The following is a 26,830-nucleotide window of genomic DNA, read 5'->3' as shown; positions in this document are numbered from 1 at the left end:
ACACCTACGTAGAACCCTTCTACATCGATGTTTGCTTTTTTTCCCATGGCAAAGCTTAAGTAGAACTTCCTTTTGAACTATCCTCACAGGTATTAGAGAAACTTTGCCTCTGTCTTCTCCCCTTGAGTCTCATAAATCGGCAAGTTATTTCTATTAGAGAATATCCACCTGGCATGCTAAACGATACCCGTCGGCGATTTCCTTATTTAGTTTTTTATATTCTTGTTCATTTGGCGTAGAAAGCCCCGGTCCTTGGAGAACCTTTACTGTACACTGGCCGCAGGTTCCTTTTCTACATTTAAACTTTAGTGCCTTCCCCTGATTAAGAGCAGCGTCCAGAAGTTTTCCTTTTGATCGTGTAATTTCATACTCTGTGCCGCCTTGCTGAAACATAATTTTTTCAGGCTTGATGGATGGTGTCACTGGATTTTTTCTATCAACAACTTTTACGACAGGTACAAATTTTCCAGGAATAAGCGATCCTACGCTGAAACCTCGTTGCCCCACCCCTTATTCTCCTATGAATTCAAGGGTGCAGATTGCTGAAGGGCGTTTAATCCGTAATACCACTGTTTCATACACTCGGAATGGGTGGTTCATCCCTTCCTGCCCCATATAGGCAGTATCGAAATCCTCTGAAACAGCCAAGTCTAAATTGTTCCGGCCTGTATTTAGGATGACTCCCGCTCTCCCTTTTAATACAGGTGATTGGAACACCCCATCCGTCACCAGCTCACGAATATGTTCGATTTCTAATACATTTGTATCCCTATGTACACGGTGGATAAGTGAATAAAGCTCCGGCGAAAGTACAAGGGCAAACGGGCCATTATGGTTCATCTCAAGCAGCTTGCTTCTTGCCTCGACAATATCCTGAAAGGCTGTGCCCGACTCGTACCATTCACCAATCAAATGGGTAAGGCGCCCCTGGACATTCATTAGTCCTGGGATGTCAAATTCCTTTGCCCCGTGAAAAATCATTTGATCTTCTAAATTGGCGACATCACGGGCTGCATTTGCTGCTGCTGAAAAATCAATTGGGATATCTAGCACCTTTGCCTGTTCTAAATCACGCCAAAATAAAATGAAATCCTTATACAGGAGTGGAATGGTATGATTGACGCGTTTGCTGGATTCAAAGGAGGTATCAAATGAACCCTGGATGTCCATTTTGGCTTCGATTGTTTCAGTAAAAATATCGTTTGCTATGCTTTGCATACCTCGTCCAAGCGGGCCGTATAATTCGATAAAACGGCGGCCAACTAACTGTCTTCGTGCCGTTTCAATGACAGTTTTATCTAATTGGTCGAATTCTTGATCCGTGATTGGTGAATCCGGAAATATTTGTGATTTATTCATGGTTCTATCCTCACTTTTCGTATATTAAGTCTGTTTTGACTAAGTCCTGATGCTTGATTCCGCCAACTTGGGGTAGAATTCCGCCAATTTTGTGGTTAATTCCGCCAAACTTAGGATTTTTCCGCCATGTTCGAGAATTATTCCGCCAAACTGAGCTATCATTCCGCCAAGTTGACAATTTTATTGTTTAGGTCCCTTCAACTATGTTAAAAACTCAAATTAAACTTCCGACGGTAAAACCTTTTTTATGCTTAGTAGGTACCGCGACAGGACCAGCGATGGTTGATCGGTCAAGATGATCATGATGCTCATCATGATGGGCATGCGGGTCTGTGTATTCATGATCAAAGCGGCTATTTATATCGTTTAGCATCGCTTTTACCTGCTGATAATCCTGGTAAGATACCTCTCGTAATTGGTTTAACATTGTACTCCGTTCCTCATCGGTAAAACGAAACAGGGCTAAATCAAGATGTTCAACAAAATTATGCAAGCCGAATTTTTCAAGATTCAGCTCTTGCAGGAGACGATTAAATTCATTATTGGTTGGAGCAAAATCGACTTCATTTTTTTCTTTTTCAAACGTACTGATAAGCGGAATCAACTCCACTAATCGCGAAAGCCGCTGCTCTTCTTCTTCAAAAATATGATGATAATACAGGCGCTCATGGTCATCCGTAGCGTTTTCAATAACCGGATCAAGCATATTCATAAATTTTTCAATAGCATCATAGGTTGTCGTAAAAATCCGATAAAAAACCTTCAATTCCTCTTTCAATTCCTGCACCCCCTGAGTATTCAACTACATGTCATTATTGACATGTAATATATTTTTAAAACAACAAATTCATTTAGGAGGCAACATTCAAATCATGAATAACTCTTGTTTTCTGAAACATAATAAATATGGTTATTTAAAATAAATAGGAGGAGATTTGCGATGATTCAAAACCAACAAGGGCAAACGCACCAAAATATGCATACGGGGGCTGTTCCGCCTCAGATGAACCATGGAGGTCATGAAGTATTTGATGTTCATGAAGTACTATCGGGAGCAATTAGCACAATGGACCAGTATATGATGTTACGGCAACATGTCAAAGACCCAGAATTGCTTGATATTCTTGATCGTCAATATCAATTTATGCAGGATGAATACAACATTACGGTAGAGAGTTTCCAAACCGGACAAGATCCTTCAAAGCGGACTCAGAGCTATAAAATGAAGCAAGGGAATGACTTCGTTTATGGGCTGCAGCCTTCTCAGCCGAAAAAACCGGCGCAATCTCCTACAGAGCTTACAGATGCTTGTATTTCAGGGATGATGCTTGGCTCTGCGAAATCAGGAGCATCGATGAAGACAATGGCAGCATGTGAAGTTACCAACCCAGTAGTACGACGTGTACTTGCTGATTCTGTTCCAAATTGCATTGAAATGGCTTATGAGCTCTCCATTTATCAAAATCAACATCATTACTATCAGGTACCGCAGCTTGCACAACAGGATATGCAGCAGCTTCTAAATGCATACGCACCTGCCCAAGGAATGCCGCAAACGAACAATATGAATATGAACACTAACATGAATATGCCCCATTAGAAAAATTGGGTTCTCTGAAGTACCTAAGTAAAGTGAAAATGCTACCCTCTTAATCATTGTGATTAAAGAAAGGGTAGCATTTGTTTGTTAGAACAATTCTATTTACTTTATTGTAAACAATTTAGTTATTATGCGTATTTTATGCCAGCAAGTTTTATATTGTTTTTATCATCTGACCCACAAGGTGTTACAGCATAAGTCATTTCACATTTTGGGCAGTTCATAATAACCGTTTCTAATGTAAATGTTTCTCCACACTCACATCTAATCTCGTGCGCCACTGTTGGTGCAAAGTTTTCTTTCCCTTTACTTTTAACATGGTCAACAATGTCTTTTCCATCTTTTAAATTTGTTGTACAACCACAGTTCATTTATTAACCCTCCAAGGATTTTATTAGTTTAATTAAATATAATAAATTAAGGATAGCACAGAAACATTTAAATCAATGTGTCAAAAATTAAACACTTTGAAAAATGTAATAAAACTTTCCCTTTGGTCCAGCCAATCATCCGATACATAGAAAATTCTGTTTGACTATCAATTCCATATTAGTAGTCATATTCTTCCCGCTCTTTTTAAATAAATTATTGCATATACCAATGGCTATTCCTTTTTTAAAAATAAAAAAGACCAGCATCTCTGCTAGTCTTGTTATCCACCTATGTATGGTGGAGACGGTGGGAATCGAACCCACGTCCAAAGATATCGCCACTTAAGCTTCTACGAGTGTAGTCGATATATTGGTGTTTCGCTGATCCTTTTGCCTATCGACCGGCGTCCGGTCAGCTAGCCTGGTTGTTCTCTTCCTTCATCCTCAGGCGGTGGAATCCGGCGTAGCCCACTTAGAGTGAGTCCCTTACCCTACCACATGGGCAATGGAGGGAGGAACCGCTATGCAGTATTAAGCTGCGAAAGCGAGGTTGTTGTTAGTTTTGCCAGTTATGGCTTTGACGTTTTAACGAGGCCGATCCCCTCGACTCGCAACCTAAGCTCAAACTACCCCTGTCGAATCCGTAGCGTCCCCATTATAAAATGAGCTGAAATCTGTATAAGATTCTAGCATCAGACGTTAGGATGCTCAACAATATTTTGAGCAAAAGTTTCTTGCCGCTTTCTTAGCGACAAACTTATTATAACACACTTACAGGATTTTTCAATTGTAAGTATTTGTAAAAACAAATCCTTTGATATTCACGGAAATCCACCGAAGAGACCGACGGCCCCTTACATCTTTTGACGATCGCGGAAGGCTCGTTCGATTTCACGCTTCGCTTCTTTTTGCTTTAAGGCTTCACGCTTATCATAATTTTTCTTACCTTTTGCTAGTCCAACTAACACCTTGCAAAAACCATTTTTTAAATAAAGCTTTAGTGGAACAAGTGCATATCCTGCCTCTTTCGTTTCTCCAATCAGCTTATTGATTTCACGTTTATGAAGCAACAGTTTACGCGTTCGTAACGGGTCATGATTGTAGCGATTTCCCTGCTCATACGGGCTCACATGCATTCCGAAAAGAATCACTTCCCCATTTTGAATCCGGGCATATGCATCCTTAAGATTTACTTTTCCTGCGCGAATCGACTTGATTTCCGTCCCCTGCAGAACGATGCCGGCCTCGTACGTTTCTTCAATAAAATAGTCATGGTAGGCCTTTTTGTTTTGCGCGACTACTTTTCCCACACCTTTTGGCATATTTTTTCACCTCAATCTATAGATTTTATTTTAACAAAAAAAACAAGCTGCTACAATTGAAAGAGAGCCTCGTATGGAAGGCTCCCTTTAAGCGATTATTTATTTCTTCGTTTCGTACTTTTTGATTTAGGAACGTTATCGTAAAATTTACGTTTCTTTTTCGCTTTATTGCCCTGACTGCCGCCTGCTTCAGACTTCTGATTCCCATCTTGATTACGATTCGATCTGCGGTTTTTATTTCGTCCCTGATCACGGTCACCCTGCTGTTTGTTCCTCCGGGGTTTATGTGTGTCACTTCCCGTTTTAAAAACCTTCGGAGCATCAGAACGTTCCCTGCGAGGTGTTCCCTTCATACCCACGATTTCAAAATCAATCGAGCGCTCATCTTTATTGACTTTTACCACGCGGACCGTGATTTCATCACCAATCCGGAACACGTTGCCTGTCCGTTCACCAATCATCGCATAGTGCCGTTCATCAAAGCGGTAATAATCATCCGTCATATAGCTGACATGGACAAGGCCTTCAATTGTATTTGGCAGCTCAACAAACATCCCAAAGTTCGTTACCGAGCTGATAATGCCGTCATATTCTACACCAATTTTGTCTTCCATAAATTCAGCTTTTTTCAACTCATCTGTTTCCCGCTCAGCATCAACTGCACGACGCTCCATTTTGGAAGAATGCTGGGCAATTTCAGGCAAGCGGGCATTCCATTTTTCCCTTGTCGCTTCATCCAGCTTTCCTTCGATTAGATAGGTACGGATTAAACGATGGACAATTGTATCTGGGTACCTTCGAATCGGTGAAGTGAAATGGGTGTAGAACTCGGTTGATAAGCCAAAGTGTCCGAGACTTTCAGGGTCATATTTTGCCTGCTGCATCGACCTCAGCATGACAGTTGATACCACCATCTCTTCTGGCTTGCCTTGGACCTCTTCAATGATTTCCTGAAGTGCTCTTGGATGCACATCATTGGCCGTACCCTTTACAAGGTAACCAAAGTTGGTGATAAACTCGAAAAATCTCCGTAATTTATCTTCCTTTGGATCCTCATGAATTCGGTAAATAAACGGAACATCGAGCCAGTGGAAATGCTCCGCAACTGTTTCATTGGCAGCGAGCATAAACTCCTCAATCAAACGCTCTGCCACAGACCGCTCGCGAAGAATCACATCGGTTGGCTTTCCTTCATCATCCACCAATACCTTTGATTCTTTAAAATCAAAGTCGATGGCCCCGCGCTTCATCCGCTTGTTTCTTAAGATTGCGGCGAGCTCTTCCATCATTTCAAACATAAGGACAATCGGCTCGTATCGTGCACGTGTTTCTTCATCTTTTTCTACAAGAATCAGATTCACGTCATGATAGGTCATTCGCTCGGTTGTTTTTATCACACTTTGAAAAATTTCATGAGAAACCACAGCGCCCTCATGTGAAATTTCCATTTCGCACGATAAAACGAGACGGTCAACCTTTGGATTTAAGGAACAAATCCCGTTAGAGAGACGATGGGGAATCATCGGAATCACTCGGTCTACTAAATAAACACTTGTGGCCCGTTCCTCTGCTTCGAGGTCGATCGGAGTTCCTTCTTTTACATAATAGCTGACATCAGCAATATGAACACCAAGCTTATAGTTGCCGTTTTCAAGCTTTGTTACGGTTACCGCATCATCAAGGTCTTTCGCATCAGCTCCGTCAATCGTGACAATCGTTTCGTTCCGTAAGTCGCGGCGATTAGCTAATTCACTTTCATCAATTGTATCAGGTGTGTCATTCGCTTGCTGCAATACTTCATCAGGGAAAGCCATTGGCAGGCCGTGCTTATGTATGACAGAGAGAATGTCCACGCCAGGGTCGTTTTTGTGCCCCAATATCGTGATGACTTCACCTTCCGCACTTTTTCGCCCCTCAGGATAAGTGACTAACTTAACGACAACCTTATGTCCCTCAACCGCTCCTTTTGAAGCCGATTTAGGTATAAAAATATCGCTTGCAAATTTTTTATCATCAGGAATCACAAAGCCAAAGCTTTTACTTTCAACATACGTTCCTACGACTTGCTGGACGCCTCGTTCAACGATGCGAATAATACTGCCTTCCCGGCGCTGCCCCGAGGTTTCAGATGAAACACGCGCTAAAACAGTGTCTCCATGCATCGCCGTGTTTGTTTCATTGGGCGGAATAAAAATATCATCCATGCCCGACTCATCAGGAACGACAAACGCAAAGCCTTTCGCATGACCGATTAACTTTCCGCGAATTAAGTTCATTTTTTGTGGAAGTCCGTAACGGTTGCTGCGTGTACGAACCACGAGACCCTTTTCTTCCATTTGTACAAGGGCTTTGACAAACTCTTTAAAGTCACTGGAGTCCTGGATGCCAAATGCCGCTTCCAGCTCCTGAACCGTTAACGGTTTGTACGCCTCATCTCTCATATATTGCAAAAGCTTGTCAATGTGCTTTTGAATGTTATCTTCCAAACTAATCCCTCCTTTGGGAGTGCTTTTTAATCGTGCCAATACAGTTTTTCTAAAAAGGAATAAACATCCTCGTGAAGCTGATCTCGTTCTTTATCGAGTGTGATTACGTGTCCGGACTCTTCATACCATTTGATTTCCTTCACAGCTGACTCGATGTTTTCATAAATAATGTTGGCACTTTCTGTGTTAATCATCTTGTCGTGACGGGCTTGAACAACGAATGTCGGAGCATAGATCATATCGACATTTTCACGAACGTCGGAGATTAATTGCTGAAGTGCTTTTAAGGTTTTCATCGGTGTCTTTTTAAACTCATTCATTTCCATTTCGATTTGCTCTTCAGATTTTCCTTCATATTTTTTAAATTCACGGGCATACTCAAGAATACCTTGGTACATCACTTCTTCACTTTTAATATGCATGGGTGCACACATTGGTACAATTGCTTTTATAGGTACAGTGTAACCCAATTTCAAAGAAAATACGCCGCCAAGGGACAGTCCGGCTACAGCAATTTCTTCATGACCTTTATTTTTTAAAAAATTGTATCCATTTATGACGTCCTGCCACCAGTCTTCAGGGCCTGTGTGGACAAGTTCTTCAGGCGGTACTCCATGACCTTTATAATGCGGGGCATGGCAGGTGTATCCTTTTTTTTCGAGGAAGCGTCCGAGCATCCGGACATCTGCCGAATTTCCGGTAAAACCGTGGAGCAAGAGAACGGCTCTTTTTCCACCTTCAAAAGTAAATGGCTTTGGTGTTGTGACTTTCATGTAAAAACTCCTTTTGTAATAGCTTATATTAGTTTAAGCAATGCGGTGGTCAACATGCTAGAAAAAAGACTTACGGCCGGTCGGTTCTTCATGTAAATTTATTTAATTCCTCTAACTTGAGCAGGATTTCCGCCAAGTTGAATTGTTTCTACTAATTTGAGCCGGAATCCAGCCATCTTTTGGAACGATTCCGCCAACTTTAGCTGGAATTCCGCCTACTTGGATTGTTTCTACTAATTTGAGCCGGGATTCCAAACTTTTTAGGTTGGTTCAACCTACTTAAGCCAGAATTCCGCCAACTTAAGCTGAGATTCCGCCAACTTGGATTGTTTCCACACAAAACAACAAAAAACCCGGCTCTCAGGCCAGGCTTTGGTGTGTAATATTAGATTTTAAAGTAAGTAACTGATAGTGCAAGGAGGAAGAATAAAACTGATAAAACAACCGTGATACGATGTAAAATCAAGTCAATTCCTCGTGCTTTTTGCTTACCAAATAAGGATTCAGCACCACCAGAAATGGCACCTGATAGTCCAGCACTCTTACCCGATTGAAGTAAAACAACCACAATAAGACCAATACTTACGATAACTAATAATGTTACAACAAATGCATGCATAAAGGCCACCTCCTGTAGACGTACATTTCACAGTATATTAAATTTACCATATTATCTGCCTTTTAACAATAGAGTTATTTATGAGACACTAGAGTTTGACCGCGAACCTCTATGAACGGACCGGCCGTTTAATCCCATAACCAGGCAGTAAGACACACTGATTGAAGTTTCAATTTACCTTAAAATGGACGATGCCATTCTTACATATGTATGTCTTTTCCCTCTTACGACAATCGAATAGGCTGTAATATTTTCTGGAATCGTCATTCCCGCTGCACCTGCATCACCAACATGGAATAAATCTGCTCCTGCCATCTTGCTGTTTAGGGCAATTTGCTTAATGGTCGCTTCATCGGCACCTTCCTGGCTTGTTCCCGTTGTCAAAATCGCCATTGCTCCTTTTTCATGAACAATGTCTACTAATTTGGCCGTTTTTTCCACTGTAAATCCCGGTACGGTTCCAGGTGATGGAATAAGGATAATATCAGCACCTGCTTCAATAAAGCCGTGTAAGGTTTCCGTCGACATCAGACTGCCTCCAACCTCGCCTGCGACACCTGCGCTATGCATTTTACCAGCAATAATCAAGCCATCTTCACCGAATACCTTGCGAGCCATCTTAATAGCTTTCGTAATTTCCGCATTGGATACCCCTGTTTTTGGATTTCCCGTTAAGCAAACAAAATCAAAGCCAAGCTCTTTTGCCTTTTTCAGTGATTTTTCCGTTGCAAGCCTTCCCTCAGGCAGCTCAATCAGAGTCTCAACTTGATCAGCCTCTAAATCAACAGGTTCCAAATTAAGGCCAATCGGACGTCCGACAAGCTTTTTCAAGGTTCGAACGATGGTGTCAGGCACCACTTCAGTTAATCCTTCCATACTAGGGTTAAACACGTCAAAGAAGTTTAGTAAAATGAGATCGGCACCAAAGGCAGCTGCCATTTCCGCATTCGTTACGGCAGGATAGTATGGGGTCACAGCACCAATTACCTCCGCCACAATCGTTCTCCCTTCAGATGCGAGTATTGATTGTTTTAACTCTCGTCCGGTCATTTTTTCAAAATCAGATGCGGTGCAATCTAACAAACGCTTCATTCAAATCATCTCCCAACAGGATTATTCCTTCATATACAAAAAATACCACAATCTTTAGGATTGTGGTAGGAAAAAGGCACTCAACCAGAATTGAGTGCCTTTGCTGATAGAAAAAATTATTTGCTCAAGTTATAGAAAGATTTAAGTCCGTTATATTGAGATGTTTCACCTAATTGGTCTTCAATGCGAAGCAATTGGTTGTATTTCGCTACACGGTCTGTACGAGATGGTGCACCTGTTTTAATTTGACCAGCGTTTGTTGCAACAGCGATATCAGCAATAGTGTTATCTTCTGTTTCACCAGAACGGTGGGAGATAACTGCTGTATAGCCAGCGCGTTTTGCCATTTCAATTGCATCAAACGTTTCAGTAAGTGTACCGATTTGGTTCACCTTGATAAGGATAGAGTTACCGATACCTTTTTCGATACCCTCAGCGAGCTTTTTAGTATTTGTAACAAATAAATCGTCACCAACTAATTGAACTTTTTTACCAAGACGCTCTGTTAAAAGCTTGTGGCCATCCCAGTCGTTTTCGTCTAAACCGTCTTCAATCGAGATGATTGGGTATTTAGAAGCAAGTTCTTCGTACCAATCGACCATTTCTGCAGAAGTTTTTACAACGCCTTCGCCAGCAAGATGGTATTTTCCATCTTCTTTGTTGTAAAACTCAGAAGATGCAGCGTCCATCGCAAGCATAACTTCTTCACCTGGTTTGTAGCCAGCTTTTTCAATTGCTTCAACAATTGTTTGAAGTGCTTCTTCGTTTGATCCAAGGTTTGGAGCAAAACCGCCTTCGTCACCCACAGCAGTGTTAAGGCCTTTGCCTTTAAGAACTGTTTTTAAAGTATGGAAAATTTCTGCACCCATACGTAGAGCTTCTTTAAAGCTTGGAGCACCCACAGGCATGATCATGAATTCTTGAATATCAACGTTGTTATCCGCATGCTCGCCGCCGTTTACGATGTTCATCATTGGAACTGGAAGCTGCTTAGAATTGAAGCCGCCAAGGTATTGATATAAAGGAATATCTAAGTAGTTTGCTGCAGCATGGGCAACAGCCATAGACACACCAAGGATAGCGTTCGCGCCTAGTTTGCCTTTGTTGTCAGTTCCGTCAAGTTCGATTAACGCTTGGTCAACAGCTACTTGATCAAGAACACTGTATTCGTCGCCTACAAGCATTGGTGCAATGATTTCATTTACATTGTCAACCGCTTTAAGAACACCTTTGCCTAGGTAACGTCCTTTATCACCATCACGAAGTTCAACTGCTTCATACTCACCAGTAGAAGCGCCGCTTGGAACTAATGCGCGTCCAAATGCGCCTGATTCTGTAAAAACTTCAACTTCAACGGTTGGGTTACCGCGGGAATCTAATACTTCACGAGCGTATACGTCTGCAATAAATGGCATTTAAATCTCTCCTTAAAAATTAATAATTTATTTTATTAAAGATTTCCCAGTCATTTCTGCTGGCTGTTCAAGGTTTAATAGGTCTAACATTGTTGGTGCAAGGTCACCTAGGATGCCGCCATCACGTAATTCTACACCTTGCTTCGTCACAATGACAGGTACTGGGTTCGTTGTGTGTGCGGTCATTGGCTCACCTTCAAGGGTAACAACTTCGTCAGCATTTCCGTGGTCTGCGGTAATGATCGCTGATCCACCTTTTTCAAGGATTAAATCAACAATTTTTCCTAAGCATTCATCGACTGTTTCGATCGCCTTAATCGTTGGCTCAAGCATTCCTGAATGGCCAACCATATCAGGGTTAGCGAAATTTAAAATGATTGTATCGACTTTATCGTCTTGGATTTCCTTCAATAAGGCATCCGTTACTTCGTAGGCGCTCATTTCCGGCTTAAGGTCATAAGTCGCAACCTTTGGTGAGTTGATTAAAATCCGCTCTTCTCCAGGAAACTTTTCCTCACGGCCGCCGCTCATAAAGAAGGTAACATGCGGATATTTTTCTGTTTCGGCAATCCTTAGCTGCTTTAAATTATTTTGTGACAATACTTCACCAATAGTGTTGTCAAGGTTATTAGGTTTAAAGGCTACATAGCCGTCCACAGTCTCACTGAAGTGTGTTAAGCAAACAAAGAATAAATCTTTTGGATGCTTTGGTCCACGGTCAAAGGCGCGGAAGTCTACATTCGTAAATGTATTGGAAATCTGAATCGCACGATCCGGACGGAAGTTATAAAAAATAACGGCATCGTTATCTTTTAATGTCGCAACCGGCTGTCCATCTTCTTTCGTAATGACAGATGGGATGACGAATTCGTCAAAAATTCCATGTTGGTAGGAATCCTCAATTACCTCTAACGGATTGCTGTACGAAGGACCTTCGCCGTAAACCATCGAACGATATGATTTCTCTACCCGCTCCCAGCGCTTGTCGCGGTCCATCGAGTAATAACGTCCAGAGACCGTTGCGAATTCGCCAACACCATACTCCTTCATTTTATCCAGTGTTTGCTGAATATATGTTGCCGCCGTTTTCGGACCAACATCACGTCCATCAAGGAACGCATGTATATATACTTTTTCCACGCCTTCTTCTTTTGCCAGCTTCAGTAAGGCAAACATATGGCTGATATGACTATGAACGCCGCCGTCTGATAGTAAGCCAAATAAATGAAGTGCGGTGCCATGTTTTTTTACATGCTTCATTGCCCCTGTGAAGGTTTCATTTTTTTCAAATTCGCCTTCACGAATGGCAATGTTCACTCGAGTCAAGCTTTGGTAAACAATCCGGCCGGCACCGATATTCAAGTGTCCAACCTCTGAGTTACCCATTTGCCCTTCTGGAAGACCGACTGCCTCACCGGAAGCGGTTAAATGGGAATGTGGATAAGTACTCCAGAAACGATCAAAATTTGGCTTTTTAGAATGTGCCACTGCGTTCCCTTTTGTCTCGCCCCTGCATCCGAAACCATCGAGGATGATAAGGGCAACTGGAGATTTACTCATACTTACCTGCCTCCAGTAACTTTAAGAATGATTGTGCTTCAAGGCTTGCTCCGCCAACTAATGCACCATCAATATCCGGCTGTGCCATGTATTCTTTAATATTTTCTGGTTTTACGCTGCCGCCGTACTGAATTCTTACTGCATCCGCTACATCCTGGGAAAATTGCTGTGCAATCACTTGGCGGATGTGGCCACAAACATCATTGGCATCCTGAGATGTAGACGATTTTCCAGTGCCGATAGCCCAGATTGGTTCATAAGCGATCACCGTTTGTTTTACTTGGTCGTCGGTTAGACCAGCTAAAGCTTTGGCTACTTGGTCGCCAACTAATTGATTCGTTTCACCATTTTCACGCTGCTCAAGGGTTTCACCGCAGCAAACGATTGGTGTTAGATTATATTTAAACGCTGCAAGCGTCTTTTTGTTAACAGACTCATCAGTTTCATTGAACATTTCGCGGCGTTCAGAGTGTCCGATGATCACATATTGAACTCCAAGGTCAGCAAGTGCTTTCGGGCTGATTTCCCCAGTAAACGCTCCGCTTTCTTCAAAGTGCATGTTTTGAGCACCAATTTTCACATCGCTGCCTTGTGTAGCTTCAACAAGACTTTGTAAAAATAAAGCCGGTGCACAAATCACAGATTCCATGTTTTCTGCAGCAGGAACAAGACTTTTTACTTCTTCGGCAAAACTTTTTGCTTCAGAAAGAGTTTTGTTCATTTTCCAGTTACCTGCAATGATAGGTTTACGCATAGGTGGCACATCCTTTCTTTTGTACGTTCCACAGCAATTTGTTTATTTCTTGGTTAATATTGTTCATATATTTTAAAAATTGTTCATATCCTACTTGAAATTGTTCATATATCAAAAATTTTGTTCATATAAAGCTAAAATTTGTAGATATATGACCTTTTTGGATAAAAAAATTATTTATCGTTCAGTGCCACAACACCAGGCAATGCCTTGCCTTCCATAAACTCAAGTGAAGCACCGCCGCCTGTAGAAATGTGGCTCATTTTTTCAGCTAATCCAAACTTTTCAACTGCTGCTGCTGAGTCACCGCCGCCAATAACTGAATATGTACCTACTGCTTCAGCAAGTGCTTCAGCAACCGCTTTTGTACCGCCGGCAAATTTATCAATTTCAAACACACCCATTGGTCCGTTCCAAATAACCAATTTTGATTTTTGAATAACATCACGATAAATTTCTGAAGTTTTTGGTCCGATATCAAGTGCTTCCCAATCAGCTGGAATTTCTTCGATTGCTACCACTTTTGAATTGGCATCTGCAGAGAAATCGTCAGCGACAACCGCATCTACCGGCACGTAGAAATTAACGCCCTTCGCCTTTGCTTTTTCCATAAAGGATTTAGCAAGATCAATCTTGTCTGCTTCAAGTAAGGACTTCCCAATTTCATGACCTTGTGCTTTGACAAACGTATAAGCAAGTCCGCCGCCAATTATCAAGTTATCGACTAGTTCTAAAAGATTTTCAATAACACCAATCTTATCCTTTACCTTTGCACCGCCGATAATCGCTGTAAAAGGACGCTCTGGATTGGAAAGAGCTTTACCAAGTACTTCAAGTTCTTTTTCCATTAAAAAGCCGGAAACAGCTGGAAGATTATGAGCAATTCCTTCAGTCGAAGCGTGAGCACGGTGTGCGGCACCAAATGCGTCATTTACATAAACATCAGCAAGCTCGGCAAAAGCTTTTGCAAGCTCTGGAGCATTCTTTTCTTCACCAGGGTAGAAGCGGACGTTTTCAAGAAGGAGCACATCGCCTTCATTCATTGTCCCGATTTCTGCTTTAACCGTATCACCATATGCCTCATCAACTTTTTTCACGTCTTTGCCAAGAAGCTCAGCAAGTCTTACGCCAACAGGAGTTAAGCGCATTTCTTCGACTACTTTTCCTTTTGGACGGCCGAAATGGCTTGCCAAAATGACTTTTGCACCTTGTTCCATTAAGTATTGAATCGTTGGTAATGCTGCACGAATCCGCGTTTCGTCCGTTATTTTTCCATCCTGCATTGGGACGTTAAAATCCACTCGGCAAAATACGCGCTTCCCTTTCACATCGATATCTTTAAGTGTTTTCTTGTTCATGTAAAGGACCCTCCTTAAAGTATTGGCAGATGAAAATTTCATTAAAAAAGGAGGGGGAATCCTCCCCGCTCCCCTTTGGAATACCATGTATCATTATAGATGGTTTACGATCAAAACACCAATCATATCCATTTATTAAGAAAATTAAAGTCCTTTTGAAGCGATGTAGTCAACAAGGTCAACTACACGGTTAGAGTAACCAACTTCGTTATCGTACCAAGAAAGTACTTTTACCATGTTGCCTTCAAGAACCATTGTAGATAGAGCATCGATAGTTGAAGATGCAATGCTTCCGTTAAAGTCACGAGAAACTAATGGAAGTTCAGTGTAAGCTAGAATGCCTTTTAATGGGCCTTCAGCAGCTGTTTTTAAAGCTGCATTAACGTCTTCTGCTGTTACATCTTTTTCTAATTCAACAACTAAGTCCACAACAGAAACGTTTGGAGTTGGAACGCGCATAGCCATACCGTTTAATTTACCTTTAAGTTCAGGTAATACAAGGGAAACTGCTTTTGCCGCACCAGTTGAAGTTGGAATCATGTTTTCAGCTGCTGCACGTGCACGACGGTAGTCCTTGTGTGGTAAGTCAAGAATTTGTTGGTCATTTGTATATGAGTGAACAGTTGTCATCATACCGCGTTTGATACCGAAAGTATCATTTAATACTTTTGCAAATGGTGCTAAGCAGTTTGTAGTACAAGAAGCGTTTGAAAGTACGTGGTGGTTGTTTGCATCATATTTATCTTCGTTAACACCCATAACGATTGTAATATCTTCGTTGCTTGCTGGTGCAGAGATAATAACCTTTTTTGCACCTGCTTCAAGGTGTTTCGCTGCATCTTCGCGCTTAGTGAAACGGCCAGTTGATTCAACAACAACTTCAACACCTAGGTCGCCCCAGCCTAATTGTGCAGGATCGCGTTCTGCGATTACTTTTACTTTATGTCCGCCAACAACTAAGTACTCTCCGTCAACAGTTACGTCTTCTGCAAGAGTTCCGTGAACGGAATCATATTTTAAAAGGTGTGCAAGCATGTTTGCATCTGTTAAGTCGTTAATTGCAACGATTTCTACATTGCTATTTTTTAAAGCCGCCCGGAATACATTACGACCAATACGTCCAAATCCATTAATACCAACTTTTACTGTCATGATAAAATTCCTCCTTTTATTGGGTAAAGATGTATATTTTTAAAAGGGATTACCCTTTCAATAACCTTTTTGCCACACCTTCATCAGTTATTAAAATCGTCAATGCTGGTGCTTGTTTTAAGTATGCTTTGATTGCCTTTGCCTTTGATTCCCCGCCTGCAACAGCAATGACATTTGGGATATGTGCAAGGTCTTCAAGCTGAAGTCCAATTGTTGATACCTTGTGGACAATCTCGCCTTCTTCGGTAAAATAATAGCCAAATGCTTCGCCGACAGCCTTCCCGTTTTCTAGCTTTTTCTTAATTTCCGAGCTGGTTTTTCGCCGCTCAGCCATTGTAATAGCATCCCCAATTCCATGGATAACCATGCTAGCTGATTTAATTAGTTCTAAAACTTCATGAATTTCAGGCTCTTTAATTAAAGATTCATAAATTTCCGAACTAACTTGATCAGGAACGTAGAAAACTCGATGTTTAGAACCAGTGTTTTTCGCCATATTCGAGCAAATCGTATTCGCTTGATTAGCGACATCTTCACCGACTCCGCCACGTGCCGGAACAAAAAGTAACTCATTGTGGTGATGACTAGGTGATAATCTTTCTGCCACCGCAGCCATAGTTGAACCACCAGTAACAGCGATGATATTTTTCCCGTCTAAAAGTTTTTTCATGCAAATCGCACATGCCTTGCCTAACTCACCTTTGACCATTGGTGACTCATCACTTTCTCCAGGGACGATGATTACCTTTTTAATACCAAGCCGGTGCTTTAATTCTAACTCCATAACATCAATGCCCTTTAACTCACGCATTAAACCTTCTAAATCTTCGAGCAAATTTTTCCCTTCAGTAGTTAAACTCATTCCCACATTATTTGCGTAAATAAGATTTTGCTCTTTGAGGAAGTCTACTTCACTACGGAGTATTCTCTCTGTAAAGCCAAGACTGACAGCTAAACTCCTTCTTCCCACAGGCTGCATAAATCCTATGTTCCGCAGAATGGTATATCTTTTTTGCAGGACTTGGAGGAGATCGGGTAATAATCTTTTTTGGATATCGATAAATGACTGCATGATTCGCATGCTCCTTTATTCTATGTAGTTGGTCTAAAAATGTCCACCATAGACATATTATGTCCCACCTACTCTAAAAAAAATCACCCCTTGTACGTTTTTAATTGTAGCAGGAGTGAATATCTATTTCAACTTATTTAATTCGGTTTTTTTCTTGCAAACGTTTACTTATGTCAAATTTGTCAACAAAGCCAAATCCAACTTCTTCCCCGTCAAGATGAACAACCGGAATCATCAATCCATAGCGCTCGATTAATTCATCGCTTGATTCTATATCGATTTCTTTGAGCTCAAAATCGCTTTCCTTTTTCAGCTCCAATATGGCGGCTTTTGCTTTATCACAAAGTGGACAGCGATTTCGTGTATATAAAGTGATAATCGTTTGTGTCATTGTTAATTCCTTTCCTAGGCGAACCTTTTTCGTTTGGAAGAGGACGGGATTCCCAGCTGATCACGGTACTTGGCAATCGTACGCCTCGACACTACGATACCTTCCGTCGTCTTTAATTGTTCCACAATTTCTTGATCTGATAACGGCTTTTCTTTGTTTTCTTGTTCTATTAATTTACTAATTTCATTCTTCACTTGAGTGGAAGAGGTATTTTCATCCGCTGAAACTGTCTGAATCGTGCTTGTGAAAAATGTTTTTAATGCGAATGTCCCAATGGGTGTTTGCACATATTTTTCGCGGACAGCACGGCTGACGGTGGATTCATGAATATCAAGCTCGGCTGCGACTTCCTTCATTGTCATTGGCACTAAATATTGCGCACCTTTTTGAAAAAACGCGGGTTGTTTTTCAACGATTTTTGCAACTACCTTAGTAAGTGTCTCTCTTCGCTGTTCAATACTTTTTGCAATCCATTGATAATCTTGAACCTTATCCTGCAGAAAACGGCTGACTTCCTGGTCTTGATCTTTGAATTTTTTATAATATTTCTCATTAAAGCTGATCCTTGGCAGGGAATCATCAAACATCCGGACTGTCAAGCTTTCTGAGAATTGCTCTACAATCGCATCTGGAATAATGTACGTAGTGGTTTCTTTCCCTAACATAGCCGCTGGCTTTGGATTCAATAATTGAATTTGGTCAAATACATCTTGAATGTCCTTTAGGGTTACCTTTAATTCCTTTGCAATTTGCTTCCATTTCTTTTCGGCAAACGGTACGAAAAAGTTTGAAAGTATGTTTTGAGCAAGTTCGTTATTGGGATTATCATAATAAATTTGCATCAATAGGCACTCTTGAAGATTCCTCGCACCGATTCCAGCGGGTTCAAGCGTTTGAATCACAGCTAAACAATCTTCAACCAAATCTTCTGCTACCCGCAGCTTTTGGGCGATTTCACAGACATCGCCAAGGAAGTAACCGTTTTCATCAAGGTTTTGTATAAGATGACGGATCACTTTTAACTGCTCCGCCGATAAATTTGTTATTTTTAATTGAGAGATTAAATGGTCTTCAAGTGAAAATGGTTTGTCAGCAATTTGTTCAATCCAGTCCTTTTCCGCTTTTTGATGCCCTCGGCGATTACGGTCAATAAGAGGATTCATCGGTTTGACATTGCCTGTTTCAATCTTCAATAGGGGATTTTCGAGTGCTTTATCTTCTAAAAAAGCAGCCAGTTCCTGGGCCGAATATTGCAATAATGCAATAGCCTGCGACAATTCCTGTGTCATTGCTAATTTTAACGTTTGTTGCTGCCATAAACCTGCCTTTAAGTTCATCCTGTTCCCCCCCTTTTTACTATTTTACACGATGACTTGAAAATGGGGTATGGAAAAAAATAAAAACCCCCTGTTTGCAGAAAACAGGAGGTTTTTTGTTACGCGCTCGGAGGGAATCGAACCCCCATTTTAAGAACCGGAATCTTACGTGCTATCCGTTGCACCACGAGCGCTAAATATTAGCGACTTACATATTATATGCCAGATTCGCGAACTTTGCAAGCATATTATAGGTTTAAAAATGACTGGAATGGTTATCATGATTGAGGAAAAGTTGTCGAATATTTTAAAGACGAATTGTTTGACCTTTATTGACCATCAGTGTATGATAACAATACATATATTATTACCTTTTCCATTCAAAGGAGGAAGAAAAATGAATTTGATTCCTACAGTTATTGAACAAACAAACCGCGGTGAACGTGCATATGACATTTATTCCCGTCTGTTAAAAGACCGGATTATTATGCTTGGCAGTGCTATTGATGACAATGTTGCTAACAGCATTGTAGCACAACTATTATTTTTAGAAGCAGAAAATCCTGAAAAAGATATCACACTTTACATCAATAGTCCTGGCGGAAGTATCACAGCCGGAATGGCTATTTTTGATACAATGCAATATATTAAAGCAGATGTATCGACCGTTTGTATCGGTATGGCAGCCTCCATGGGTGCATTCTTACTTGCTGCTGGGGAAAAAGGCAAACGGTTCGCATTGCCTAACGCTGAAGTCATGATCCATCAGCCACTTGGCGGAGCCCAAGGACAAGCAACAGAAATCGAGATTGCAGCAAAACGAATTCTCTTCCTTCGCGAAAAATTAAACGGCATTCTTTCAGAGCGCACAGGCCAGCCGCTTGAAGTGATTCAACGCGATACTGATCGTGATAACTTTATGACTGCTGAAAAAGCAAAAGAATACGGTCTGATTGATAATATCATCACTCGTAATCCTAATATTTCAACTGAAAAAAAATAATTTGACGAGCAATCGGCTTTTGGCCGGTTGCTTTTTTATTTAGGAGTCTTTTTGTAACCGAAGCGGGCTCCTTTTTCCTTTTCCTCGGGTACAATTATTGTTTTTTGTGACCAAACCGCCTCTTTTTTCCTTTCCACGGTCACAATTATTCTTTTTTGTTACCGATGCAGCTCTTTTTCCATCCCTACGGGCACAATTAAAAAGGTTCAGCCTACTAAAGCTGAACCCTCCCCAAATTAATGTTCCTTCTCAATAAAATCAGTTAACGCGTTGACGGCTTTTTCCTCATCGACTCCATCAGCGATAATATTGATTACGACTCCTGAGCCAACAGCAAGGCTCATTAACCCCATTATACTTTTGGCATTGACCTTTTTTCCATCCTTCTCAAGAAAAATATCAGCTGAAAATCGATTTGCTTCCTGCACAAAAAGGGCTGCTGGTCGTGCTTGAAGACCCGTTTTCAATTTTACTTCTACCTGTTTGGCCAACATTAAACAATTCCTCCTCATAATTTATCTTATATTCCTTGAACTAATTCACTATTTCACAAACTTCCATGCTTTGAAGCCATTTCTCCTACACGTAGCTTCTCAGCGATTTCATCAATTTTTCGTAAGCGATGATTGATACCTGATTTACTAATGGTACCGCCGGATACCATTTCCCCTAATTCTTTAAGGGTAACATCCGGATATTGAATACGGAGTTCGGCAATTTCTCTTAGCTTATCGGGCAAAATTTGCAAGCCCACTGTTGAATCGATGAAGCGGATGTTTTCCACTTGTCTAATTGAAGCACCAATCGTTTTATTAAGATTGGCGGTTTCACAGTTTACCAAGCGGTTAACGGAGTTCCGCATATCCCTGACAATCCTGACGTCCTCAAAGCGAAGCAAGGCATTATGGGCACCAATAATATTAAGAAACTCGGTAATTTTCTCAGCTTCCTTTAAATAGGTAATAAAGCCTTTTTTACGCTCAAGTGTTTTACTGTTAAGACCAAATGTATTCATCAATTCGCATAAAGAATCATTATGTTCTTTGTACAGCGAAAAAATTTCTAAATGATAAGAAGACGTTTCCGGATTATTAACAGAGCCCCCAGCAAGAAAGGCACCTCGTAAATAAGAACGCTTACAACACTTCTTCTTTACAAGCTCCGGCGAGATATCATGAATAATGGTAAATCCTTCACCCAAAATTTTCGTATCTTCAAGAATTTCCTTTGCCTGTTCAGCTAAACGAACAATATAGACGTTATTTTTCTTCAGGCGCATTTTTTTACGAACTAAGAGCTCTACCTGCACTTGGTAGCTCTTTTTTAACAATGTATAAATTCTTCTGGCAATCGCAGCATTTTCAGTTTGAATATCCACAACTAACTTACGATTTGAAAAGGAAAGGGAACCGTTCATGCGAATCAGCGCCGATAGCTCAGCTTGAATGCAGCACGTTTTCACTTCCAAGTTCGTTAATTCCTTTTTCGTCTCCGAAGCGAAAGACATCCCCTCACCTCCTAATTTCAAAAACATGTACAACTTATTTACGGTTATAACAGTACAATACTATCTACGCTTCATACCGCTTTTTGGTTTCATCGACAAGCAAATTATATAAAATTTTCGCTACTTTTTTCGGATCATGCCGAAGAGCACCATTTTCCTGATAGGCAATATCCGCATGGACCACTTCAAGCCCTAGCTTAAAAAGCTGCGGCACATCATATAGAACCGGTTCAGCCAGTTCTTCATTATAGCGGAGCTGGATATGCCGTGGAATTTCTTCATTATTCACGAGGATTGTATTAATAAAGTCACAGCTCATATGGTCATAAATCGCCTTAACATGATCGCTCGCTGTATAGCCATGGGTTTCCCCAGCCTGCGTCATCAGGTTGCAAATATATACCTTTTTTGCATTAGAGCGGCACACTTCATCACCTAAACGTGGGACGAGCAGATTGGGCAGAATACTTGTATACAAGCTTCCAGGACCAATAATTATTAAGTCCGCTTGACGAATCGCTTGAATCGACTCCGGCAAGGGACGAATTGTACTTTTTGAAGTTAAATAAACCCGTTTAATTTTTTTCCCCGAGTATGGAATTTTCGATTCCCCTGAAACAATCGATCCGTCCTCCATCTCCGCATGCAAAATCACACTCTGATTAGCAGCTGGCAATACCTTGCCGCGGACATTTAAGATTTTGCTCATTTCTTGTATTGCATGAACAAAATTTCCAGTGATCGAGGTCATCGCCGCTAAAATTAAATTTCCAAGCGAGTGCCCGGAAAGTTCATTCGACGTTTTAAAACGGTGCTGAAACATTTCCTCAACAAGCGGTTCCACATCTGACAGTGATGCTAACACATTGCGTATGTCACCGGGAGGGGGAATATGCAGATCATCGCGCAAGCGTCCAGAACTGCCGCCATCATCTGCGACTGTCACAATAGCGGTGATATCTACAGGATACTGTTTTAATCCACGCAATAAAACTGGTAATCCTGTTCCCCCGCCTATGACGACAATACGAGGCTGTCCTATCTCTTTCATGTTGTTTTATCCTTTCTCCTCTCAATGTCACGGTGAGTGACGCATGTCTTATAATCATTTTGGAAAAATCGGCCTAGATACTCTGCTAAGGTAACAGAACGATGCTGCCCGCCGGTACAGCCAATTGCAATTACCAGCTGTGCCTTGCCCTCTCTTTTATAATGAGGAAGCATGAAGCTGAGCAAGTCCGTCACTTTTTCCAAAAACTTATGTGTTTCATTCCATTTTAATACATAGCTTGAGACCTCGTCATCCAAGCCTGTTTTTAGCCGCATATGTTCTATATAAAAAGGATTTGGCAAAAAGCGTACATCAAAAACAAGATCCGCATCGATTGGAATCCCATGCTTAAAGCCAAAGGACATGACATTGACAGTAAAGATTAATTGTTTATTCGCCGTAAATTCCGTAATTATCTTTTCACGTAATTCACGAGGTTTCATCTGGGAAGTATTATAAATCAATTGTGCCCGGCCTTTTAATTCCTCAAGAAGTTCTCTTTCAAGCGTGATACCCTCAAGAGGTAACCCTGAATGGGCAAGCGGATGTGACCGCCTTGTTTCCTTATACCTGCGTACTAATGTAGAATCATCCGCATCTAAAAATAATACCTGCGGTGTCACCCAGGATGTTTCAGCCAGCTCATCGAGCGCTTTAAAGAGATGGTCAAAGAATTCTCTTCCTCTAAGGTCCATAACTAGGGCCACTTTATTCATTTTATTCCCTGATTCCTTCATAAGTTCAAGGAATTTTGGCAGCAGTGTAGGAGGCAGATTATCGACACAGAAAAATCCTAAATCTTCAAAGCTTTGAATGGCTACAGTTTTTCCAGCACCAGACATTCCAGTAATAATGACCATTTGAGTTTCGCTAGTCGAACCGGTACTCATTTCAATTCCCCCTATAATCATTTAACTCGGATCTAATCGATAACTAATTAGTTCAAAATCTTTTGTATAAGTAAAAGTACCGTAAATAATTCCTTTACCATGAATCATATAATCAATGATATGTAGATCACCTGCAGCCATTGGTAAGCCTTTTATCTGGTCAACCGGCTGCCATGCCAGCTTTCCTTCTTCCGATTCATCTAAATCAACTCCGTCAGAATCGGTTGCTACAAAGGTAAACATCATCCATTCAGAAAGAAGCTCGTCGCTTTCCTTCATAATCATCGTAAAAATCCCTTTTAATTGTGGGTTCTTTAAATAGATGCCCGTTTCTTCACGGTATTCCCGGATGCAAGAGTCTCGAACCGACTCACCCGGCTCCATTTTCCCGCCTGGTGCAACCCACCAACCGCGGCGAGGTTTCTGCAGCAACAATATTTGATTATTTCTGATCAATACACAATTAGTAACCCGCTGCATGGTTTTACACCCTCTTAATCAAGCACAAGCCATATAATCGGGCTTACGCTAAAATGCAAAATATCCTACGATAAAAACCAATATATTCTTTTCATTATACTATTTTTAGAATACAGTCACAATGAATACAAAATTAAATATTTTATGAATCTAGCTGCAAGACTTTTAACAAAAAAAAGAGCACAAGCTGCTGGGCCTGTGCAGTAAAAGGTATATATTTTTAAAAGGGGGTCAATTTCTCTTATCATACCCTATCTTTATTTCACAACTGTTACAGAAGAATTAAAACAGGATTACTTTTTCGTAAATTGTCTCTTTACAATTACTACTTCTTTAATTTCAGTTCTTCTTTTAGCTCTTCTACAAAATGCTGGGCACTTTGAGCCGCAATACTGCCGTCTCCGGTTGCCGTTACAATTTGACGTAGTGTTTTTTCACGAATATCTCCCGCAGCGAATATCCCAGGCACTTTTGTTTCCATGCGGTCGTTCGTCTCAATATAGCCATTTTCATTGGTAATGCCGAGGCTTTCAAATGGTTTGGAAAGCGGCACCATCCCGATATAAATGAAGACACCATCTGCTGGTAATGTTTGCTCTTCACCAGTTTGTGTCGAGACAAGTGTTACACTGCCCACTTTACCGTCTTTGTCATTAATTGATTTAATCGTGTGATTCCATATAAAATCCACTTTTTCGTTTGCAAAAGCACGGTCTTGGAGAATCTTTTGTGCCCGAAGCTGATCGCGTCTGTGAACAATGGTTACTTTAGAAGCAAAGCGAGTTAAATAAACGCCTTCTTCAACAGCAGAGTCCCCACCGCCAATAACATAAAGTTCTCTTCCTTTAAAAAATGCCCCATCACAAACAGCGCAATAAGAAACACCGCGGCCGCCAAGCTCTTTTTCACCCGGTACGCCTATTTTTTTATACTCAGCACCTGTTGAAATAATCACAGAGTATGCTTTATATTGTTTTGTGCCTGCGGTAACAAGTTTGTAATCGCCGTGATTAACGATTTCCTTAATATCACCATAGGCATATTCGGCACCAAACTTTTTGGCATGCTCAAACATTTTTGTTGATAAATCAGGCCCTAAAATGCTCTCAAATCCCGGATAGTTCTCCACATCCTCAGTGTTGGCCATCTGTCCGCCAGGCAAACCGCGCTCAATCATGAGTGTTGAGAGGTTTGCGCGTGATGTATACACAGCAGCTGTCATCCCCCCAGGACCAGCACCGGCAATAATAACGTCATAAATTTTTTCTTCAGCCATGGTTGTCACTCCTTATATAAAAAAATACGATTAAGTATTATCTTTCCCTACTTAATCGTAATAAACAATCATATAATAGTCCATTTATCTGCTTAATTTAGATAGTTATTCACTAATTTTACATATTTGCTTATGGTTGCTGAGGATAACCCGTAACGCGCAGCAATCTCCTGCTGGGAAATTTTTTCGCTTCGAAGCTGGTGCCACAAGTACTCGACAGCCCCAGCCCAGGCACGTTTATTTTTCAAGCTGACACCTGTTTTGTTGACTTCAACAAATACCGAGAACCACATCAAGTACAAGCCGGCTTCAATCGTACCAATCGGCTGATGATTTTCATAAAAAAGCTCTGCTATTTCCTGTGCATCTGCTGCCTCCGATGGTTTTCCTGACCTGATTAACGAAATATACTCTTTTTCTAATGTGGTAAATTTCTGATTCTGTAATAGCTGGTGTGAGGTGATGATTTCCTCTTTTTTGCTGGAAACGCTTGTCAGGAAAAGGGCAAATAGGCGTTCTTCGACATAATCGCTTTCCAGCTTTTGAAATATAGATCCCTTAAAGTCTTCAAATCCGTTTGTTCGTGCATTCTTATCATTCCACGGTTCTAAACCTTCCTTGTCAGGACTTATTTCGAGCACCTTTTTCCAAGCGCTTTTTGCAAAGTTTTCATGACCCGTGAAATATGCTGAATAGGAAAGCCAATAATAAAATGGTCCATCGCCATTAAAACCATGCTTATATAACTTTTTCAACCATAAATAGGCAAGCTCATATTCTCCAACCAATGCAAAAGTAGCCCCCAGCTTAAATTGATACTCACTTAGAAGGGGTTGAATTTTTTTCAATGATTCCTTCAATTGCGCTGCACTTTCTGATTGCCCTTGGTATTGAGCAAATACAAGTCTATTACATAAGGCGTGTAGATTCCCCGGATTTCGCTCCAGCACATCATCTAGGATCGCTTCCGCTTTTTCCACTTTACCTAAATAAAAATAAGCGAGTGCTAAATTGTTATAGGCAGACCAGTATTCCGGATAATCCTTGACAACATCCTTTAATAGCTCGATTGCCTTTGGAAAGTAACCAGACTCTAACAGTTCACGAGCCTGCTCTTGTTTGATGATGAGATCATCCTCTTGATAGAGCTCATCCTCAAATTCCTCTGCCTCTAAGGTGAGCACATCCAATAAATCCTCTGTGTCTTCCGAAAAATCACCATCAGGATCCAGCTGTAAATAAAGCTTGCTGTGGTGATAAGCATCTTTAAAAAATCCCAAGTGGGCATAATTATTCGCTAAAAAGTAGTGGCATTCCGCCATTTCTGGGTCAAGCTCTTCAAGGATAAGATGCAAGAGTCGATTGGAATTTTCAAACTCGCCAAGTTCTGTTGACACAATCGCCAACTGGCATGTAATCATCGGTTCACCCGGCTCAAGATGCATCGCCCGCCCAAGATATTTTTTTGCTTTTATAAAATCACGTCGATGGTATGCCTTTAAACCCTTCGTGAAATAATATTCCCCCGTAGGAACAAATGATAATATTTTCCCCTTTTGCATTCTTGCCTTCGTGTCTTTCACCATGAAGTCCTCCACATATTTCAACATAACTTATGTAGTATATCATATTTTTGGGTTATTCGAGAAGGGTTTGGAGTTTGATGGTAGTGGAAATTATGCATAGGAGGGTACGGGATATAAGGTAAGTTGTTTGGACTGAGGGCAAATTTAGAAAAATTGGACAGTAATTTGCTTAAAGTGGATAGTAAATTGCCAAAACCGGACAGTAAATTGCTTAAAGTGGAAAGTAAATTACCAAAACTGGAAAGTAAATTGCTAAAAGTGGAAAGTAAATGATATGTCATCTAAAAAAGGTAACTTAAAATCGCCGCTTAGAGTAAATCCTGGCAAATTTTACTCTTCATTCATGTATAGGTAACAAATTTTCTTTAAAATCACGCTAAAAACATGCTGATTTAGC

Annotated in this window: 27 protein-coding genes, 1 tRNA gene and 1 other RNA gene; 2 read left to right on the top strand and 27 right to left on the bottom strand. The window is 40.9% G+C overall.

What is annotated here, in order from left to right; all coding sequences use genetic code 11:
• Positions 1-153: 153 nt before the first annotated feature.
• Genes V7150_RS04645 through V7150_RS04630 form a run of 4 tightly spaced genes read right to left on the bottom strand, consistent with a single transcriptional unit; the run spans position 154 to position 2,146 of the window.
• Positions 154-507, bottom strand: coding sequence for a 2Fe-2S iron-sulfur cluster-binding protein (locus tag V7150_RS04645; protein ID WP_335514129.1), 354 nt, complete (start codon positions 505-507; stop codon positions 154-156).
• A gap of 3 nt (positions 508-510) precedes the next feature.
• Positions 511-1,359: a family 1 encapsulin nanocompartment shell protein gene (locus V7150_RS04640; RefSeq protein ID WP_335514126.1), complete on the bottom strand. Its 849-nt coding sequence runs from the start codon at positions 1,357-1,359 to the stop codon at positions 511-513.
• Positions 1,360-1,369: 10 nt separating this feature from the next.
• Positions 1,370-1,537, bottom strand: a complete 168-nt coding sequence (locus V7150_RS04635) for a hypothetical protein (RefSeq protein ID WP_335514122.1) — start codon at positions 1,535-1,537, stop codon at positions 1,370-1,372.
• 36 nt (positions 1,538-1,573) lie between these two features.
• Positions 1,574-2,146 carry an IMEF encapsulin system ferritin-like cargo protein gene (locus V7150_RS04630; RefSeq protein ID WP_420490254.1) on the bottom strand — a complete coding sequence of 191 codons (573 nt, stop codon included), beginning with the start codon at positions 2,144-2,146 and terminating at the stop codon, positions 1,574-1,576.
• 156 nt (positions 2,147-2,302) lie between these two features.
• Here V7150_RS04630 and V7150_RS04625 point away from each other — a divergent pair, with 156 nt between their 5' ends.
• The gene (locus tag V7150_RS04625) at positions 2,303-2,959 is read left to right on the top strand and encodes a spore coat protein (protein ID WP_335514387.1); all 657 of its coding nucleotides are present in this window, start codon (positions 2,303-2,305) and stop codon (positions 2,957-2,959) included.
• A gap of 128 nt (positions 2,960-3,087) precedes the next feature.
• Here V7150_RS04625 and V7150_RS04620 read toward each other — a convergent pair whose 3' ends face one another.
• From V7150_RS04620 to V7150_RS04545, 16 genes are all read right to left on the bottom strand, one after another.
• A complete protein-coding gene (locus V7150_RS04620; protein WP_335514115.1) occupies positions 3,088-3,330 on the bottom strand; it encodes a hypothetical protein in 243 nt (80 codons plus the stop codon).
• A 296-nt stretch (positions 3,331-3,626) separates the two neighbouring features.
• Positions 3,627-3,984: a transfer-messenger RNA gene (gene ssrA / locus V7150_RS04615) on the bottom strand.
• Between the two features lie 200 nt (positions 3,985-4,184).
• Positions 4,185-4,652, bottom strand: coding sequence for an SsrA-binding protein SmpB (smpB, locus tag V7150_RS04610; protein ID WP_335514113.1), 468 nt, complete (start codon positions 4,650-4,652; stop codon positions 4,185-4,187).
• A 95-nt stretch (positions 4,653-4,747) separates the two neighbouring features.
• Complete coding sequence (gene rnr / locus V7150_RS04605; protein ID WP_335514110.1) at positions 4,748-7,138, bottom strand: ribonuclease R; 2,391 nt, start codon at positions 7,136-7,138, stop codon at positions 4,748-4,750.
• 26 nt (positions 7,139-7,164) lie between these two features.
• Complete coding sequence (locus tag V7150_RS04600) at positions 7,165-7,911, bottom strand: alpha/beta hydrolase (protein WP_335514106.1); 747 nt, start codon at positions 7,909-7,911, stop codon at positions 7,165-7,167.
• Between the two features lie 385 nt (positions 7,912-8,296).
• Positions 8,297-8,530 (bottom strand): preprotein translocase subunit SecG, encoded by a 234-nt coding sequence (gene secG, locus V7150_RS04595; protein WP_283920140.1) that lies wholly within the window; start codon positions 8,528-8,530, stop codon positions 8,297-8,299.
• A 174-nt stretch (positions 8,531-8,704) separates the two neighbouring features.
• Positions 8,705-9,622, bottom strand: coding sequence for a DUF7916 family protein (locus V7150_RS04590; RefSeq protein ID WP_335514102.1), 918 nt, complete (start codon positions 9,620-9,622; stop codon positions 8,705-8,707).
• A gap of 116 nt (positions 9,623-9,738) precedes the next feature.
• Entirely contained in the window at positions 9,739-11,037 is a 1,299-nt protein-coding gene (gene eno, locus V7150_RS04585) for a phosphopyruvate hydratase (protein WP_335514100.1), read from the bottom strand.
• A 27-nt stretch (positions 11,038-11,064) separates the two neighbouring features.
• A complete protein-coding gene (gene gpmI, locus V7150_RS04580) occupies positions 11,065-12,597 on the bottom strand; it encodes a 2,3-bisphosphoglycerate-independent phosphoglycerate mutase (RefSeq protein WP_335514097.1) in 1,533 nt (510 codons plus the stop codon).
• Positions 12,590-13,351, bottom strand: a complete 762-nt coding sequence (gene tpiA, locus V7150_RS04575) for a triose-phosphate isomerase (protein ID WP_335514095.1) — start codon at positions 13,349-13,351, stop codon at positions 12,590-12,592. The genes gpmI and tpiA overlap by 8 nt, the downstream gene beginning before the upstream one ends.
• A gap of 173 nt (positions 13,352-13,524) precedes the next feature.
• Positions 13,525-14,709: a phosphoglycerate kinase gene (locus V7150_RS04570; RefSeq protein ID WP_335514092.1), complete on the bottom strand. Its 1,185-nt coding sequence runs from the start codon at positions 14,707-14,709 to the stop codon at positions 13,525-13,527.
• Positions 14,710-14,853: 144 nt separating this feature from the next.
• The gene (gene gap, locus V7150_RS04565; protein WP_335514089.1) at positions 14,854-15,861 is read right to left on the bottom strand and encodes a type I glyceraldehyde-3-phosphate dehydrogenase; all 1,008 of its coding nucleotides are present in this window, start codon (positions 15,859-15,861) and stop codon (positions 14,854-14,856) included.
• 49 nt (positions 15,862-15,910) lie between these two features.
• Complete coding sequence (locus V7150_RS04560) at positions 15,911-16,933, bottom strand: sugar-binding transcriptional regulator (protein WP_335514087.1); 1,023 nt, start codon at positions 16,931-16,933, stop codon at positions 15,911-15,913.
• A 133-nt stretch (positions 16,934-17,066) separates the two neighbouring features.
• A complete protein-coding gene (locus V7150_RS04555; protein ID WP_335514085.1) occupies positions 17,067-17,324 on the bottom strand; it encodes a glutaredoxin family protein in 258 nt (85 codons plus the stop codon).
• A 14-nt stretch (positions 17,325-17,338) separates the two neighbouring features.
• The gene (rpoN, locus tag V7150_RS04550; protein WP_335514082.1) at positions 17,339-18,661 is read right to left on the bottom strand and encodes an RNA polymerase factor sigma-54; all 1,323 of its coding nucleotides are present in this window, start codon (positions 18,659-18,661) and stop codon (positions 17,339-17,341) included.
• Positions 18,662-18,762: 101 nt separating this feature from the next.
• Positions 18,763-18,834: transfer RNA gene (locus V7150_RS04545), tRNA-Arg, on the bottom strand.
• A gap of 203 nt (positions 18,835-19,037) precedes the next feature.
• Here V7150_RS04545 and clpP point away from each other — a divergent pair.
• Entirely contained in the window at positions 19,038-19,643 is a 606-nt protein-coding gene (clpP, locus tag V7150_RS04540) for an ATP-dependent Clp endopeptidase proteolytic subunit ClpP (RefSeq protein ID WP_283920150.1), read from the top strand.
• Between the two features lie 236 nt (positions 19,644-19,879).
• Here the strand turns inward: clpP and V7150_RS04535 are convergent, their stop codons facing one another.
• From V7150_RS04535 to V7150_RS04505, 7 genes are all read right to left on the bottom strand, one after another.
• Complete coding sequence (locus tag V7150_RS04535; RefSeq protein ID WP_335514080.1) at positions 19,880-20,137, bottom strand: HPr family phosphocarrier protein; 258 nt, start codon at positions 20,135-20,137, stop codon at positions 19,880-19,882.
• A 53-nt stretch (positions 20,138-20,190) separates the two neighbouring features.
• Complete coding sequence (gene whiA / locus V7150_RS04530; protein WP_335514077.1) at positions 20,191-21,150, bottom strand: DNA-binding protein WhiA; 960 nt, start codon at positions 21,148-21,150, stop codon at positions 20,191-20,193.
• A 64-nt stretch (positions 21,151-21,214) separates the two neighbouring features.
• Positions 21,215-22,201 carry a gluconeogenesis factor YvcK family protein gene (locus V7150_RS04525; RefSeq protein WP_335514075.1) on the bottom strand — a complete coding sequence of 329 codons (987 nt, stop codon included), beginning with the start codon at positions 22,199-22,201 and terminating at the stop codon, positions 21,215-21,217.
• Positions 22,198-23,091 (bottom strand): RNase adapter RapZ, encoded by an 894-nt coding sequence (gene rapZ, locus V7150_RS04520; RefSeq protein WP_335514072.1) that lies wholly within the window; start codon positions 23,089-23,091, stop codon positions 22,198-22,200. Before rapZ ends, V7150_RS04525 begins: the two co-directional genes overlap by 4 nt.
• Before the next feature lie 21 nt (positions 23,092-23,112).
• Complete coding sequence (locus V7150_RS04515) at positions 23,113-23,571, bottom strand: NUDIX hydrolase (protein ID WP_335514069.1); 459 nt, start codon at positions 23,569-23,571, stop codon at positions 23,113-23,115.
• A gap of 325 nt (positions 23,572-23,896) precedes the next feature.
• Positions 23,897-24,847, bottom strand: a complete 951-nt coding sequence (gene trxB / locus V7150_RS04510; RefSeq protein WP_335514067.1) for a thioredoxin-disulfide reductase — start codon at positions 24,845-24,847, stop codon at positions 23,897-23,899.
• A 92-nt stretch (positions 24,848-24,939) separates the two neighbouring features.
• Complete coding sequence (locus V7150_RS04505; RefSeq protein ID WP_335514064.1) at positions 24,940-26,433, bottom strand: tetratricopeptide repeat protein; 1,494 nt, start codon at positions 26,431-26,433, stop codon at positions 24,940-24,942.
• Positions 26,434-26,830: the final 397 nt, after the last annotated feature.

The organism is Neobacillus drentensis (assembly GCF_036965245.1).
Lineage (GTDB): Bacteria > Bacillota > Bacilli > Bacillales > Cytobacillaceae > Neobacillus > Neobacillus drentensis_G.
Note: the sequence above shows the minus strand (reverse complement) of the source record. Positions and strands in the feature narration are given on the sequence as shown.

What these genes read in the sequence shown, in the direction of transcription:
- V7150_RS04640 (WP_335514126.1), bottom strand. Translation starts at nt 1,359, where the DNA reads ATGAATAAATCACAAATATTTCCGGATTCACCAATCACGGATCAAGAA.
- V7150_RS04620 (WP_335514115.1), bottom strand. Translation starts at nt 3,330, where the DNA reads ATGAACTGTGGTTGTACAACAAATTTAAAAGATGGAAAAGACATTGTT.
- smpB (WP_335514113.1), bottom strand. Translation starts at nt 4,652, where the DNA reads ATGCCAAAAGGTGTGGGAAAAGTAGTCGCGCAAAACAAAAAGGCCTAC.
- V7150_RS04600 (WP_335514106.1), bottom strand. Translation starts at nt 7,911, where the DNA reads ATGAAAGTCACAACACCAAAGCCATTTACTTTTGAAGGTGGAAAAAGA.
- secG (WP_283920140.1), bottom strand. Translation starts at nt 8,530, where the DNA reads ATGCATGCATTTGTTGTAACATTATTAGTTATCGTAAGTATTGGTCTT.
- V7150_RS04590 (WP_335514102.1), bottom strand. Translation starts at nt 9,622, where the DNA reads ATGAAGCGTTTGTTAGATTGCACCGCATCTGATTTTGAAAAAATGACC.
- eno (WP_335514100.1), bottom strand. Translation starts at nt 11,037, where the DNA reads ATGCCATTTATTGCAGACGTATACGCTCGTGAAGTATTAGATTCCCGC.
- gpmI (WP_335514097.1), bottom strand. Translation starts at nt 12,597, where the DNA reads ATGAGTAAATCTCCAGTTGCCCTTATCATCCTCGATGGTTTCGGATGC.
- tpiA (WP_335514095.1), bottom strand. Translation starts at nt 13,351, where the DNA reads ATGCGTAAACCTATCATTGCAGGTAACTGGAAAATGAACAAAACTCTT.
- V7150_RS04570 (WP_335514092.1), bottom strand. Translation starts at nt 14,709, where the DNA reads ATGAACAAGAAAACACTTAAAGATATCGATGTGAAAGGGAAGCGCGTA.
- gap (WP_335514089.1), bottom strand. Translation starts at nt 15,861, where the DNA reads ATGACAGTAAAAGTTGGTATTAATGGATTTGGACGTATTGGTCGTAAT.
- V7150_RS04560 (WP_335514087.1), bottom strand. Translation starts at nt 16,933, where the DNA reads ATGCAGTCATTTATCGATATCCAAAAAAGATTATTACCCGATCTCCTC.
- V7150_RS04555 (WP_335514085.1), bottom strand. Translation starts at nt 17,324, where the DNA reads ATGACACAAACGATTATCACTTTATATACACGAAATCGCTGTCCACTT.
- rpoN (WP_335514082.1), bottom strand. Translation starts at nt 18,661, where the DNA reads ATGAACTTAAAGGCAGGTTTATGGCAGCAACAAACGTTAAAATTAGCA.
- clpP (WP_283920150.1), top strand. Translation starts at nt 19,038, where the DNA reads ATGAATTTGATTCCTACAGTTATTGAACAAACAAACCGCGGTGAACGT.
- V7150_RS04535 (WP_335514080.1), bottom strand. Translation starts at nt 20,137, where the DNA reads ATGTTGGCCAAACAGGTAGAAGTAAAATTGAAAACGGGTCTTCAAGCA.
- whiA (WP_335514077.1), bottom strand. Translation starts at nt 21,150, where the DNA reads ATGTCTTTCGCTTCGGAGACGAAAAAGGAATTAACGAACTTGGAAGTG.
- V7150_RS04525 (WP_335514075.1), bottom strand. Translation starts at nt 22,201, where the DNA reads ATGAAAGAGATAGGACAGCCTCGTATTGTCGTCATAGGCGGGGGAACA.
- rapZ (WP_335514072.1), bottom strand. Translation starts at nt 23,091, where the DNA reads ATGAGTACCGGTTCGACTAGCGAAACTCAAATGGTCATTATTACTGGA.
- V7150_RS04515 (WP_335514069.1), bottom strand. Translation starts at nt 23,571, where the DNA reads ATGCAGCGGGTTACTAATTGTGTATTGATCAGAAATAATCAAATATTG.
- trxB (WP_335514067.1), bottom strand. Translation starts at nt 24,847, where the DNA reads ATGGCTGAAGAAAAAATTTATGACGTTATTATTGCCGGTGCTGGTCCT.
- V7150_RS04505 (WP_335514064.1), bottom strand. Translation starts at nt 26,433, where the DNA reads ATGGTGAAAGACACGAAGGCAAGAATGCAAAAGGGGAAAATATTATCA.